Raw genomic sequence first — 13216 nt, 5'->3', positions numbered from 1 at the left:
GCTCACCTTCTCACCCCTGCACGAAACGGAGCCCTCTCATGGCCATCAACACCACACCGCCGCCCGCCATCGCCACCTTGGTCCCCGACTCCGAGGGACACGGGACGGTCCTGCGGATCGTCTACGCCCACCGCCTGGACGGCGAGTCCCTGGCCCTCCAGCTCTTCCACCGGTACGTCCACCGCTTGCAGGCCGGCACCCAACTCCCGGACGAGATCACCCGCGCCGAGGTGATGGCCCTCCTCGGCACACAGGGCGCGGACTGCGCCGAGGGCTGACACTCCTCTGCGAACGAGCCCACCGAGGAGGCCTCGGACGAGGCGTGGGAGTGGGTCCGCGCGCAGGTGACCCGCCTGTTCCCCGGCCTGCCCTGGAAGGTCGAGCCCGACCGGCGCATGAACATCCCCGGGGTCGACGCCGACAAGGTCGCCGACATCGTGATCCGTGCACGCCCCCTGGCATCGGACGTGACCCGCCCTGCGACCATGTTCGATCCCACGCTCACCTACTACGCGGACGGAACGCACGTCGTCATGCGGGCCCGGGGAACGGAACGCTCCGGGCACACCTTCGGCATGGCCGAGGGCGCCGCCCCGTACGCCTTCCAGGCCGTGCGGTGGGATGACGGCGGCGCTGACCTCATCGCCCCCCCACGTGCTGCATCGTGTTGAGAACCAGACCCAGGACGGCGCGGCTTAGGCGACCGCAGGGGCCGGCGTGCGGAGGGGCGCGCCGCCGCTCCTGGGCTTCTCCGGCGACCAGGTTCGCCGAAAGGGAAGACGCAACGGGGCAGGGTGGTCAGTTACTTGTGACGGACCCGGCCCAGAAAATGGAGCGTTGTGTATTTCTGCTCCAGTGTGTATTGTGGTTGTCGTGAAGGCGGGAAGCCGCCCCACACCAAGCCAATTCCGAAGGAGCCGCGCTTCGCGCGGCTCGCCCTGGCCGTGGCACTCCCCTCGGCGGCCGGGGCCGCGAGGCCCGGACCGACACCCCCCGTCCGGTCCGGGCCTCGCCCCCTCGCCAAGGCCCCAAGGAGACGACGTGACCATACGGACGAGCACGGCCTCAGCCGTGAACAGGGCTCCGGCGTATCGCCTCCAGCTTGTCTTCGATGCCGGACCCACGATGGCAATGTGGAGGCCGTTGCTGCGGGAGCTGCGCCAGTCCCTCGCCCGGAGTGGCCCTTTCCAGAGTGTGACGGTGGCCGTTCTCAAGGCCGATGGCACGCTGCGAGGGCGACAAGGCGAGGACGACCGACTGGTAACCCTCGTGCTCAGTGACTGCTCCAGCCCCCCAGTGGCACCCCGGTCCGGCCGGGGAACGCTGGTACAAGACTCTGCGCAGCTGGGCACGTGTGCGCCCGGTGGCGGTGGTTCAGCCGCTGCCGGAGCGCATGTGGCAGCGCACGGCGCTGCCCGGGACGCCCGGTAGCATCTACGCCCCGGCCGCCGGAGCCGCCAACTCCGCACTGAGCTTCACGGCGTACGACAGTGCGCCCGACACGGGGGCTGACAGCATCCCTGTGCCGGTTCTGGAACCCGCCTCTCCCTGGCTGGAGAACTGGTTCACGCTCCTCGGCAGTGGCGGTTCCGAGGTCCCGGCGGCGGTCGCCTTGATTCCGCCCGCACTTCCGGCCGAAGGGACCGCCTCTCTGACGGGGCTCACTGCTGAGGAACTGGTCCTCCGCTTCCGCGCCACCGCTTCCCCCGAAGCGTTCGGTCTCGCAGGGTACTTGGCGGCAGGCGTCCCCCACTTGCCGGTGATGCAGTTGATGCACCGCTCGATCGGGACGGCTCCGTGCCCGAGCCACCTGGCCGAGGTGATTCTGAGCGGCCTGCTCCGTGCCGTCCCCGGTCGCCCCGGTACTTACGCATTCCGAGAAGACGTTGCCTCCGTGCTGCTGCGCACAGTGCCGCGTTCCTCGCTCGCCCGCACGGTGGCTCTGCTGCGGCAAGCTGAGCCGTCGATGCGGCGCGCCCTGGTGAGCGCGGAGGCTTCGCGACTCGTCGGCTAGGGGCGCGGTCTCAGCATCCACACGTCGGCGCCACCGTTCGCCGCCCCCCCCCTTCTCCCCCAGCACCGCCTGGGGCCGAACAATCCTCTGTTACCTCCTTCTCTTCACCTGCGGTGTTCGGGGCGCTGCGCGTGAATCGCCCGTCCCGACATGAAGCCGGCCGCTCATCTTCGGTGACCCGCGTTGCCCTACGTGCCCTTGCATCCGAGTGCGCGGCCACTGTCAGACCCTTACGAGAGGATCACCCTCATGACGACTCTTCCCGCCGCTCAGGCGCAGTCTGCCGTGTCCAACCGCACCGAGTACGAGGCCGCGCTCCAGCTCCTGCGCGAGGCCTCGCAGGCGTACTACGGTGACGGCGACAGCGCCCTGGACGACGCCTCGTACGATCAGCTCCGACGGTCGGTGCAGGCATGGGAGGAGGAGAACCCCGCCGAGGTCTCCCCGGACTCCCCCACCGGGCTCGTGGCCGACGGTGCAGCGCCCGTCGGCGACGTTGCGCACACCACTCGCCTCCTGAGCCTGGACAACGTCTTCGACGCCGAGGGCCTGGTGGCATGGGGCGCCTCGGTCCAGCGCCGTCTGGGCCGCGCGCCGCAGGGCGGGTTCACCGTGGAGCCGAAGATCGACGGTGCTGCCGTGGCCGCTCGGTATCGCGACGGCCTTCTGGCGCAGATCATCACCCGCGGTGACGGCAGTCACGGCGAGGACATCAGCCACGTCATCGGACAGATCGACGGCCTCCCCGAGCGTCTGGCCGATCCGGTCACCGTCGAGGTCCGCGGCGAGGTCGCCTTCACCCAGGAGCAGTTCGAGAAGGCGAACGAGGTCCGTGCCGCTCACAACGCGCAGGTCTTCGCCAACCCCCGCAACGGCACGGCCGGGACGCTGAGGGCGAAGGACCGGCCGTACCGGCTCCAGATGACGTTCTGGGCCTACGGCGCGGTCGGACTGGACGGCGTATCGTTCCTGCCCGCCGGAGCCACGCACGCCGAGACCCTGGCCGCCGTGGCCACAGCCGGTATCCAGACGACCGCGGACTCCCCGGCCGGGCTCCACGTGGTCGCCGACCTGGCCGCAGCACAGGAGCGGGTTGACGCGATCGCCGCCATGCGTGCGGACCTGCCCGTCGGAATCGACGGGGTAGTGATCAAGATGAACGACACGGGAGAGCAGACGGCGGCCGGGTTCGGCTCCCGCTTCCCTCACTGGGCCATCGCGGTCAAGCTCCCTGCGGTCGAACGCCAGACCGTCCTGGAGGACGTCGTGTGGGAGGTCGGCCGCACCGGGGTCCTCGCGCCGACCGCGATCCTCGCCTCGGTGGAGATCGACGGCTCCAACGTCACCCGGGCCACCCTCCACAACCCCGCCGACATTCGCCGCCGCGACCTCCACATCGGCGACACCGTGACGGTCTACAAGGCCGGCGACATCATCCCCCGGGTGCAGGGAGCCGTGGTCCAGCTGCGTCCGGAGGGTGCACGGGAGGTGCCGCTTCCCGAGGTCTGCCCGAACTGCGGTTGCGAGATCAACAAGGCGCAGGAGCGGTGGCGGTGCGCGAAGGGCACCGCGTGCGCCCTCCCGGCACTGATCGAGTACGCCGCGCAGCGCGAGATGCTCGACATCGACGGCCTGGGCAAGACCTACGTGGCGGCCCTAGTTGCGTCCGGCTACGTCAACGACGTCGCCGATCTGTTCACCTTGACCGTCGAGCAGCTCACCGAGGCGTCCAAGAGCGCCAAGCGCGCCGCCAAGCTCGCCGAGCAGATCGAGGCCGCCAAGGCACTCCCGCTCAGCCGGGTCTTCTGCGCACTGGGCGTGCTCGGCACCGGGCGCAGCATGTCCCGCCGTATCGCCCGGCACTTCGGGACCATGGACGCCATCCGTCAGGCGGACGCTGCCGCTCTGCAGGGCGTTGAGGGCATCGGCCCCGAGAAGGCCCCGGTCATCGTCGAGCAGGTCGCCGCCCTGGCACCGGTCATCGACAAGCTGATCGAAGCGGGCGTCAACATGACCGAACTCCAGGAGGCGTCGGCGGCTGAGGGCGCAGGTCCGCTGGCCGGCAAGGTCGTGGTGGTCACCGGCAAGATGAGCGGGCGACTGGAGGCCTACGGGCGGTCCGAGATGAACGCCCTGATCGAGAAGGCCGGCGGCCGCGCGGGCAGCAGCGTCAGCGCGAAGACGTCCATCCTCGTCGCCGCGCCGTCCACCGGAGGCAAGCCGAGCTCGAAGGCGGTCAAGGCGGCTGAGCTGGGCGTCACGGTCCTCGCCCCCGAGGCCTTCGCTGAGCTGGTTGCCGACTACCTGGCCTGACGCAAGGGGACCGGGGCGGGGCGTCGCGCGGTAGGCGCGACCACCCCGCCTCACCACCCCTGCGGACCAGGGCACCGAACGGCCGGGCCAGGACGCGTGCCTGCTGACCCTGCACCGGCCAGGCTCGGCCGTCCACTCCAGATGTTGCTTATTCATTTTTCAGTGTGTACTATCATTTCATCGCCTGGTGCTCGGCACCCGCGATCTCTCCCCAACTCCCGCGCGTCCAGGTAGGGATGACATGCACTCGAACACGCCCGAACTGTCGGACTCCGAGCTTCTGGCGATTGCGGCCCGGGCCGCCAAGCGGGCCCCGGTCAAGCCCAACGATCTCCTCATCCTCACCGAGCTCCAGCGGGCGCTCTACCGAGAACTGCACGCCTGCGTCGGCCAGTTGGTCCTGCCGCCGGTCCCGGCGGAAGTCTCGCCGGCATCCTCGGCGCGGGTGCGGAACGCCATCGACAGCATCCTCGCCGACGAAGAGGAGATGGCCGTCTTCCGGCAGATGTACGACCACCTGACCCTCGCGGCAGGAGACCAGCGGGTGGCCGATCAGATGCTGGCGCTGTCCAGCGGCCAGCACGGTCCGGGCGGCTCGTTCCTCAAGCGCATGCTGCGGTTCGCGGCGGCTGACGCGTACGCGAACACGGTCCAGATGCTCGTCGTCGACTTCCTGAGGACCACGGACAAGCAGACGCTTCGTACGGTGCTGGCCCAGCTCGCGGGCATGGAGTGGACGCTCGATCCGGACGACAGGCACCAGCGGACAATCATTGATCCGCCGGACGTCGTCGTGGATGACACCGACGCCGAGGTCCGCCGGTTCCGCGAGCTGGGGCTGCACTCCGGTGAAGCCACCCCGGGCCGGAGTCTCGCACGCTCGGACGACGCGGCCTGGGAGACTCCCGACCAGCACCGCATCCGGATCTGGCGTCGCCGGTACGTGGAGGCCCACCGGCAGAGTCTCGAGTGGGCCCGGGCGAAGGCGGAGGTGTACCGCCGGGAGCGCGAGCGGCTGGCGCCCTACGGACATCCGGAAGGCCTAGAGGCGGCCGTGGTGACGCAGCTGCGGCAGGAAGCCGACCGGGCCTCCTCCGCCCGCCTCTTCCAGATCGGCGACTCCCTCGGCCAGATGGCGCTGCGCCGCGTGGTACGGCGGGCCGAAAAGACCACGACCCCGTTCGATCCCGCCCACCTCCCCGCCTCGCGCGGGATGCTGTTCCTCGACACTCCCCTCGCCCTGCCCAACGGCCGACGCATCGTCGGCTACGTGTGGGGCCCGTGGTCACCCCAGACGGAGGAAGGCTGGTTCCTTCTGCGGCCCGACCGGCTTCTGGAGCCGGTGGAGCCCGCGCGCGATGACGCCCCCTGGACATGGGTCACTGCCCTGACGTGCGACGAGTCGCTGCTGAAGCTGCCGTTCTCGCCATACGAGACCCTGCTGGCGCGCCCCGGTGAGGTCCTGGATCCCGAAACCCGGCTTCGCGACCCGGACAACCCTGAGCGGTACCGAAGCGGATCGGGCCGCCAGGGCGGCCAGGAGCTGATGCTCCGCCACGTACGGGCCCTGTGGGAGCTGCTGACCCAGCACAAGCGGTCCACGGTGCGGGTCCTCGCCCACCAGGTCCACCAGCTCAAGCCAGGCAAGCGCGATGCCGAGCGGCGGCGGGGCATCTCCGACTCCGGCCAGGTCGAGAACTGGTGGGTGGACCCGGACGCGGGCGAGCGCTTCCGGGAGCAGCAGCCGCGCGAGCCGCGCGAGGGCGGAACCGGCCGCACGCTGACGGTGCGCTACTGGAGGGAGGAGCACGAGCGCCAGCAGTGCCCGAACTCCCACATGCACGCCGCCCTGGAGACGGAAAAGCCCGGCAGCTGCCCGCACTACGAGATCACCATCCCCGAGCACCCTGTAGGGCCCGCCGACGCCCCGTGGTCCGACCGGCTGCGCCGCGCCCGCCTCCGCCCCTCGGCGACGCCCAATCGTGCCGCAAACCCCTAGCAGTCCCCCTGTGGCCGGGCGAGCCCCGTCCCGCCCGGCCACAGGTCCCACGGCCCGTGCACAGGGCCGACATCCCGAACGTCTTCAGCCGAGGAGAGCCATGTCCGACGACCTCCGTCCCCGCACCGTCCAGCACCGCCACTGTCAGCCGCTGCACACCGTCTACGGGCTGGTGGCGCTGCTCGCCGGCTGCGGCCTCCTGCTGGAGCAGCCCCTCATGTGGCTGTACGTCGGCCCGCTCGGGACCCTTGTCGTCCAGACGCGCCGGCTCGCCCGGCGCCGGGCCTGCGCCGCCCTCCGCAGGCGGGACGAGCGCAAGACCGACCCGGCTCGCGCCCGCTGGGTGTGGAGCGCTGCCGCGGCCGGTCTGGACGCCACCCTGGTGGCAGGAGCCTTCGTTGTCTCCACCGTGCTGCTGCTCGGCCACGGTGACGAACTCGTCCCGCGCGGACGGGCGGTGGACTACCTGGCCCTCGGCGCAGGGGCGGCGTTCGTCGGCGCGCATGCCCTCACTCACCGCATGTCCGCCCGAGACCCGAAGGCGCCGCAGCCCGAGGCGTAGCAAGTCCTCCTGTCGCACCGTGCCGGGCGATCGCCCGGCACGCGCTTCCCCTCACGTCCTCGGAGAGACCGTCATCCTGCACTTCGACCCCACCGCTGCGAGCGGCTCGGCCGTGGCCTCCCTGTTCCGCACGTGGTGCTCCCTGCGCGACGCCGGTCCCGGGCGCTGGCCGGAGGTGGCGGAACTGGCCAGCGCCGTGGAGGAATTGTTCGTCGGCCTCGATCTGGACCCGGCCGGCCCCCTTGCGCAGGTCGAGCTGCCCGCCACGAGAGAGGTTTCCACGGTCATCGGTCTAGGCGCCGCTGTGTCGAACTGGACGGCGACGAGCTCGACTTCTCGCAGTGGACCGACACCTTCCGTGCTGACTCCGGGGACGCGGCCGCCAGAGCCGCGCGAGCGCAGGTCGAAGGCGGGGACTGCTGAGATGCCCCACACCCATCCTGTTGCGTATTCATATTCCAATGTGTAATGTGATTGAACGTCGGGTCCGGCGGCACCGCTGCCCAGACCGGACCACTCCCCTTCCTTCCTCCAGCTCAGGAGACGACTGTGCCCACCCGTGTCGTGACCCGCACCCCCGACCGCCGCGCGCCCAGCCATCGAGGCCTCCAGACGCGCCAGAAGCTGATGGACGCAACGATCGAACTCCTCGCCACCCGGTCCTACCGCGACATCAAGGTGATGGACGTCGCCCAGGCGGTGGGCACGTCGCCCGCGACGTTCTACCAGTACTTCCCCGACATCGAGGGCGTCGTCCTCGAAGCGTCACGCCTCCTGGTCGAGGAGACGAACGCGGCGCTCGGCGACTTCAAGGACGGCTCCTGGTCCTCGGACGGTCTGTCCGGCGCCACCCGGCTCGTCGACGCCGTACTCGACGGCTGGAGCGATCACCTCCCGGTCATGCGCGTGCTGACCGCCGTCGCGGCCGAGCGGGACCCCCGCTTCGTCAAGGCCTACACCGCAGCCACCCGGCCCGTCATCCGTGCGCTTGCGGCGGCCACCCACCCGACCACACGCAACGGCACAGGCAAGGAACTCGTTCACGCCCTCGTGTCCAGCCTGACCGCCGCCGCCGGACACGAGAACGCCGGAAGTGTCCAGGGGCTGACCAAGCACCAGCGGCGCCAGGGACTCGCCCGGCTCGTCCACGCCGTCGTGACCACCGCCGCCGCTTAGAACTCACGCCCCGCCGCAACCCCAGGGGGAACACCTTGATCCAGCCAGCCTCTCTCGCCATCGGCTTCGGCCTCGGCGTCCTCAGCGTCCTGATCCGCGTCCTTGCTCTGCGCATCCGGCCGCGCCGCTGCCCGCTCCCCCTCTCAGTCGCCTCGCCGAGCCCCGAGCTAGCAACCGCCCTGTCTCTGGACGTCGCCGAGCGGTACCCGAACCTCGGAGGGTTCGACTACGCCACCGTCAGCGTCTTCGAGCGCAACTCACCGGAGAACACGGTGCACCTCTACCCCGCGCGCGGACCCCACCGGGGCGCCATACGCCTGGACCCCAGCAATCTGCACGGCCTTGACGGCAGGGCCGCCCGGCTGCTGGCCGAGATGAACCTGCCTCCCGTCGGCGTCCTGGTCCTCCCGCTCGGCCCGCGCTGACCCGGCTCTCGCCGCCCCGGCTCGCTCCGGGGCGGCGTCCGACCGGCCTCCGCGGCGGCGCCACTGCAAGCCGCCCCTTCCCATCACCGATCCCCGACCCGTCAGCGAGGAACCGTGACCAACCCTTCCCGCCAGATGTTCAAGTACGGAGGCTGGGTGTTCGACATCGACCGGGCCATGCGCCTCCTGGAGGAGCACCCGCGGGCCGTCGAGCAGACCTCCGTGGCCGACTGGTCGGCCGCCTACCACCTGAGCCTGCTCAGGCCGGGCTACGAAGGCCCGTCCTGGTGCCCGGTTTTCGGCCCGGATCAGTCCCACTTCAGCGTCGAACACGCCATGCGCACCGACCTCGACCAGCCGGTGATCATCGCCACCTTGGAGTTCGACAGCGGCCCAGCTCGCCTGCTGGTCGACGGAGTGCATCGCATGTACCGGGCAATGACCGAAGGCCGCCAGACCCTCCCAGCACACGTCCTGACCGTCGCCGAGACCGCGACGATTCGCGCGCACTAACCCCGCCCTCCTCCACCCTCGGGAGTCTCCTTGACCTCCATCGGCACCGCACGTCACTTTCAGCCTCACGGCACGCCCGGCCACGTATGCCGCGACCACAACCGGGCGGTCCTAGCCCCGGCCGTCGCCGTCGAGGCCCTCCGCCAGGGCCTCGGGCCCGACCTGACCGACGCCCAGCTCGACCGCTGCGCGGAGATCGCCGAGCGCAACCCGCTGTCCGACACCTCCCTCGCCGCCGTCCGTACCGCTCTGGAGCCCGCGCTGTCCATGCGCAACTCCCCGGCGACCGTGCACCATCGGCTGTTCACCCTCCCAGCCGGGCACCCGCTGCGCGTCCGCGTCGGCGACACCGAGTACTTCCTGGTCCCCATCCCCATCACCCTGTGACCTTCCGCCCGCTGCAGACAGCGGGCGGCCGGAAACCAACACCCCTCACCAGCGCGTCCGGCCCCGGCCGGACGCGTTTTGGCATGATCCCCCTCGACCGAGATCCAATACCTGACAAGGGGGGAACCATGTCCGTGCGCCTGCGCCACGCCCTTCCGACCGTGCTCCTGGCCGGCGCGGTCCTGATCTCCGGCTGCGCCGGCTCCGACAACGGCCCCAAGGCCGATGGCAAGCCGACGAACAGCGCCCCGGAGCCCCGGCCTTCGCCCTCCACAGTGCTGCCGGAGGGCATCGTGAAGCCGGGAACCGCGCTGCCGGTCGGCGATGGGGCGTGGACGGTGACGCTGCAGGGCTTCGAACGGCTGCCGGCCGGGGCCGTGCCCGGCGTGCCGGCCGGCTCGAGCGCATACACGGCGCGGGTGACCGTGGCCAACCAGCGAGCGCAGATCGCAACCGCGCCGCGAACCGCCGTCACCGCCCGCTACGGCACTCTCGGGCGCACGGCTGCCGAGGCCGCCGACCGCAGCACGGCCTCCGCCGAGGAGGAACCGCAGCAGGTGCGCCCCAACGGGTCCGTCGACAGGGACCTGAAGCTGGTGCTTCCCAACCAGGCCCAGGGCCTGCCGGTCACGGTGACTGTGGAAGCGACCGAGGAGGGGCTGGCCGAGCCGGAGCTGCTGTTCTTCGAAGGCGCCCTGCCGGGCGGTGCCGTCGGCTCCCCGGACCCGCAGGCGCCGCAGGGCGCGCCGGCCGGGCAGTCGGTCACACCGCTCGGGCAGTGGAACGGCCACGTGCGCGTGGGCAAGGTGACGGTGAGCGGCGAGGGCGCCTCGCGCACCGGGAGCCTGGAGCTCAGCGTGGTCAACCGTTCCGGCGACCCGATGCCCGGCCTGGGCACCACCCTGCGGATCCTGACCGGCCAGGACCTGCACCTGGCCGCCACCGTCCGTCCGGTGTACGGGTACCGCGACGCCGCGATCGCCCCGTACCGCACTGCCACGCAGACCGTTTCCTTCCGCGTCCCGGAGACGGCCGTCGGCAGCCCGGTGACGGTCGAGGCAGTCGACGCGGGCGGCTCCAAGGTCACCTTCGAGGGTGTCCTCTGACACCGAAGTCGGATCGTTTGCCATCGAAGTTGGACCGGTCAGGTGGTGGTTCCCTGGCGCATCTGCCCGGCACGGCGGCCGCCGACGTCCTCACCCGCTGTGCGAGGCGATCGGCGAAGACCTCGCGCACAGGCTCGCCGCCCGCCGCTCCGTGATGCCCGGGGTCCGCTGTGCCCTGTGTAGATATTTTCTGACGCCGAACCTGGACCGTTTACAACTGGAGCTGGACAGATCTGGCCGGCCTGCGGCTGCGGGGCGGTCGGTTCTCGTCCGGTTCGGAGGTCGGCCGGCTGGCCGACCCTGCGGGCGGAGGGTCAGCCGCAGGAGACATACAGGTCGACGGTGACCTCTGCGCGCCTGAGCGCCAGCGGCGCGGCGGTCTGCTGCGGCGCGGTCGGCCTGTGGCGGCTGGTCCGTGCCCTGTTCCGGTCGGTGCGGGCGGTCCTCCGCACGCTCCGGCGCCGCGCCGAAGGCAAGGCGCAGGGCGAGTCACCAGGGTCCCGTCCTCTGGCGCCCAGACGGCTTCCCACTCGGCGAAGGTGCGGCACTGCTCGGCGGCGCACGCGCGCGGGCCCGGTCTGCCTGTGTGAGGGAGGCTAGGAGCCTGTCGCGGATGACGAACGCCGGGCGGATCGAGCTTCAGCTCGACGGGCGGCGACGCGCTTGTGAGGCAGGCGCGGGCTGAGCGTATGGCGACACGGTCGCCGGTCTCGGCGGAGGCGACGGGCGATGGCGATGGCGATGGCGATGGCGATGGCGAAGCCTATGCAGCGGTTGCCGCCGGTGAGCAGCGTTGAACGAGACACGGAGTGACCCTCCATGGTGCTTCGTGGGCGTTTGCAGTCAATCAGCTGGCCCGGCGCGGGCCGGAACGTGTGAGCTGTCCGCTCATCGCTGCGGCGGTGTCCATCACAGCGGTCACGTACCGAGCGCGGGTGGTTGCTCGTTGCATGGGTGCGTCCTTGGCCAGCAGTGCGACAGATCCGGCGACGGCCGAGCCGTACCAGATGGGCGCGGCGACCATCGTGCGGCCCGGCAGCGGGGATGGCCCGATGGCATGACCTTCCTCACGGACGTGTGCAATGTCGATCTTGTTGCCGCCGATCGAGCCGAGGCAGGCGAGGATAGCCAGACCGGCGGCGTCAGCCTCCAGGGGTGCCGACTCGAGAGACCGCAAAACGATCTGAGGCGATGTGAGGATCTCATCAGCATGTGGACCGTATGCCCGTTCCGCGCAGATTCGCATCGGAGGGCCTATCAGGTGCGGTCGGTAAACGAATGCGACCTGACCAGTTCTTGACTGTAGTGTGACGATCTCTGCCCTCACCGCAGGAGAGGGCGGGACGACCTGGAGAGGTTGGGCGGGCGTCGAAGAGGAGGGACCGTGCAGCGCGTCAGTCAGCGCGTAGCGGGCGCGTGGCCCGCGTTGGTCAACGACACCCTCCCGCACCAAGGCCCGCAGATACCGGTGAACGGTCGGCGCGGGAAGTCTTGCAGACTCGGCAACCGAAGCCAGGGGATGTTCACCCGGGCCGAGACGGGTAAGCGCTTTGAGCACCGCCATGGTGCGCGCCACGGCGCCGCCGGTGCGGTCGGATGGGGTGGCAACGGTATGCAGCAACGCGAACTCCCCCTCGCGGTTGTGGAGGAGCTTCGCGTCTCCCACAACGCGGACTCGCTCCAGTGGCCGATTCTTCCCGGCCAAGATCCCGCTCACCAGGCTCTGAATTTTCCGGTCCTCGAATTTCAGGAGCGAGCGCTTCCGGTATATCTCGAGGCTGGCACGGGGAAGGGTTGAACGTTGAATCAGAAGGAGGCGTTGCAGCAGCTGCTGCGATGGAAGCGGGGGGGGATAGACCCGGTCGAGCTCGGCTGGCCCAAGCGCACCGGCCGGGGACGGCGCTCGCGCGGACTGTCCCAGGCCCAGGTCGCTCAGGCACTGTTCGTCACGGAGAAGACCTACGCCGAGTTCGAGCGCGGGAACACGCCTCAGCCGACCACCGAGTTCCTTGACAACGTGGCCAAGGCGCTGAATATGCAAGAGCGCGAGCGGACCGCGCTCTACGTCTACGCGGTCGGGTACGAGCCCCCGTTCCCCATGGACCCGATGGCCGGGACGAACGTCGACCCGGCCTGGCAGGTGGCCGTCAACAGCGTGTCCGGGCAACCCTGTTACATCAACGACGTCGCCTGGAACGTGTTGGCCGCCAACGACGACTTCAAGCTGATGTTTCCCCAGTCCGAGGGTAAGCCCCCTGAGCTGCCCGAACGCAACTTGATCCGGTGGATGCTCCTGCGCGAGGACGCCAGAGAGCACCACCTGGTCGACTGGGACACACGCTGGGCCCCGCAGGTCGCGGCGCAGCTGCGCACGGCGGTTGCCGCGCATCCCGACAACGAGGACCTCCGGCTGCTCGACAAGGAAGTTAACGACGACCCGGTCACAGGGCCGATTTACCGTGACCACAGCCTTGCGTACATCCACCCCGATGGTGACGCACGGCCGATGCGGCACGCCGGCTACGTGCCCCCGCGCGGCACTGAAGACCACCGCAGCCAGTGCTGCGAGCGGCATGTGCCGTCCCAGCTGGGCACGGTCACCATGTGCGCCGCCCAGCCGTTTGGCAGTCCGGGAGCGCGGTTCTTCCTCCTCCCGTTCGTGCCCCATATCTGACGTCGCACCCGTGGCCCGCCTGGCTGAGAGATTTCTTCCGGGCAGCC

Annotated in this window: 13 protein-coding genes; 12 read left to right on the top strand and 1 reads right to left on the bottom strand. The window is 70.3% G+C overall.

Annotated elements, in window-relative coordinates:
* The first annotated feature begins 38 nt into the window (after positions 1 to 38).
* The 11 genes from IG90_RS0106075 (at position 39) to IG90_RS0106025 (ending at position 10495) form a co-directional block, all read left to right on the top strand.
* Positions 39 to 278 (top strand): hypothetical protein, encoded by a 240-nt coding sequence (locus tag IG90_RS0106075; RefSeq protein ID WP_030578654.1) that lies wholly within the window; start codon positions 39 to 41, stop codon positions 276 to 278.
* A gap of 66 nt (positions 279 to 344) precedes the next feature.
* Positions 345 to 671 (top strand): hypothetical protein, encoded by a 327-nt coding sequence (locus IG90_RS0106070; protein WP_030578651.1) that lies wholly within the window; start codon positions 345 to 347, stop codon positions 669 to 671.
* Between the two features lie 605 nt (positions 672 to 1276).
* Positions 1277 to 2014, top strand: coding sequence for a hypothetical protein (locus IG90_RS0106065; protein WP_157846296.1), 738 nt, complete (start codon positions 1277 to 1279; stop codon positions 2012 to 2014).
* Between the two features lie 249 nt (positions 2015 to 2263).
* Positions 2264 to 4327, top strand: a complete 2064-nt coding sequence (gene ligA, locus IG90_RS0106060; RefSeq protein WP_030578643.1) for an NAD-dependent DNA ligase LigA — start codon at positions 2264 to 2266, stop codon at positions 4325 to 4327.
* Positions 4328 to 4568: 241 nt separating this feature from the next.
* On the top strand, positions 4569 to 6326 hold the full coding sequence (locus IG90_RS0106055; protein WP_030578640.1) for a hypothetical protein: 1758 nt from the start codon (positions 4569 to 4571) through the stop codon (positions 6324 to 6326).
* Between the two features lie 100 nt (positions 6327 to 6426).
* Complete coding sequence (locus IG90_RS0106050) at positions 6427 to 6888, top strand: hypothetical protein (RefSeq protein ID WP_030578637.1); 462 nt, start codon at positions 6427 to 6429, stop codon at positions 6886 to 6888.
* Between the two features lie 549 nt (positions 6889 to 7437).
* Positions 7438 to 8064: a TetR/AcrR family transcriptional regulator gene (locus IG90_RS0106045; protein WP_030578634.1), complete on the top strand. Its 627-nt coding sequence runs from the start codon at positions 7438 to 7440 to the stop codon at positions 8062 to 8064.
* Between the two features lie 35 nt (positions 8065 to 8099).
* The gene (locus IG90_RS0106040) at positions 8100 to 8489 is read left to right on the top strand and encodes a hypothetical protein (RefSeq protein ID WP_030578631.1); all 390 of its coding nucleotides are present in this window, start codon (positions 8100 to 8102) and stop codon (positions 8487 to 8489) included.
* 114 nt (positions 8490 to 8603) lie between these two features.
* Positions 8604 to 9002: a hypothetical protein gene (locus IG90_RS0106035; RefSeq protein WP_157846295.1), complete on the top strand. Its 399-nt coding sequence runs from the start codon at positions 8604 to 8606 to the stop codon at positions 9000 to 9002.
* Positions 9003 to 9032: 30 nt separating this feature from the next.
* On the top strand, positions 9033 to 9389 hold the full coding sequence (locus IG90_RS0106030; protein ID WP_030578624.1) for a hypothetical protein: 357 nt from the start codon (positions 9033 to 9035) through the stop codon (positions 9387 to 9389).
* A 128-nt stretch (positions 9390 to 9517) separates the two neighbouring features.
* Positions 9518 to 10495 carry a hypothetical protein gene (locus IG90_RS0106025; RefSeq protein WP_233435925.1) on the top strand — a complete coding sequence of 326 codons (978 nt, stop codon included), beginning with the start codon at positions 9518 to 9520 and terminating at the stop codon, positions 10493 to 10495.
* Between the two features lie 847 nt (positions 10496 to 11342).
* On the opposite strand, the gene IG90_RS0106015 is transcribed toward IG90_RS0106025, so the two are convergent.
* Positions 11343 to 12161, bottom strand: a complete 819-nt coding sequence (locus tag IG90_RS0106015) for a helix-turn-helix domain-containing protein (protein ID WP_033893745.1) — start codon at positions 12159 to 12161, stop codon at positions 11343 to 11345.
* A 135-nt stretch (positions 12162 to 12296) separates the two neighbouring features.
* Here IG90_RS0106015 and IG90_RS0106010 point away from each other — a divergent pair, with 135 nt between their 5' ends.
* The gene (locus IG90_RS0106010) at positions 12297 to 13169 is read left to right on the top strand and encodes a helix-turn-helix transcriptional regulator (RefSeq protein WP_030578614.1); all 873 of its coding nucleotides are present in this window, start codon (positions 12297 to 12299) and stop codon (positions 13167 to 13169) included.
* The last annotated feature ends 47 nt before the right edge of the window (positions 13170 to 13216 follow it).

Origin of the sequence: Streptomyces anulatus (assembly GCF_000721175.1) — a bacterium.
Taxonomy (GTDB): Bacteria; Actinomycetota; Actinomycetes; order Streptomycetales; family Streptomycetaceae; genus Streptomyces; species Streptomyces anulatus_C.
This window is presented reverse-complemented; position numbering and strand designations above follow the sequence as displayed.

Coding starts and splice junctions, on each gene's coding strand:
- IG90_RS0106025 (WP_233435925.1), top strand. CDS start 9,518: ATGTCCGTGCGCCTGCGCCACGCCCTTCCGACCGTGCTCCTGGCCGGC.
- ligA (WP_030578643.1), top strand. CDS start 2,264: ATGACGACTCTTCCCGCCGCTCAGGCGCAGTCTGCCGTGTCCAACCGC.
- IG90_RS0106075 (WP_030578654.1), top strand. CDS start 39: ATGGCCATCAACACCACACCGCCGCCCGCCATCGCCACCTTGGTCCCC.
- IG90_RS0106050 (WP_030578637.1), top strand. CDS start 6,427: ATGTCCGACGACCTCCGTCCCCGCACCGTCCAGCACCGCCACTGTCAG.
- IG90_RS0106055 (WP_030578640.1), top strand. CDS start 4,569: ATGCACTCGAACACGCCCGAACTGTCGGACTCCGAGCTTCTGGCGATT.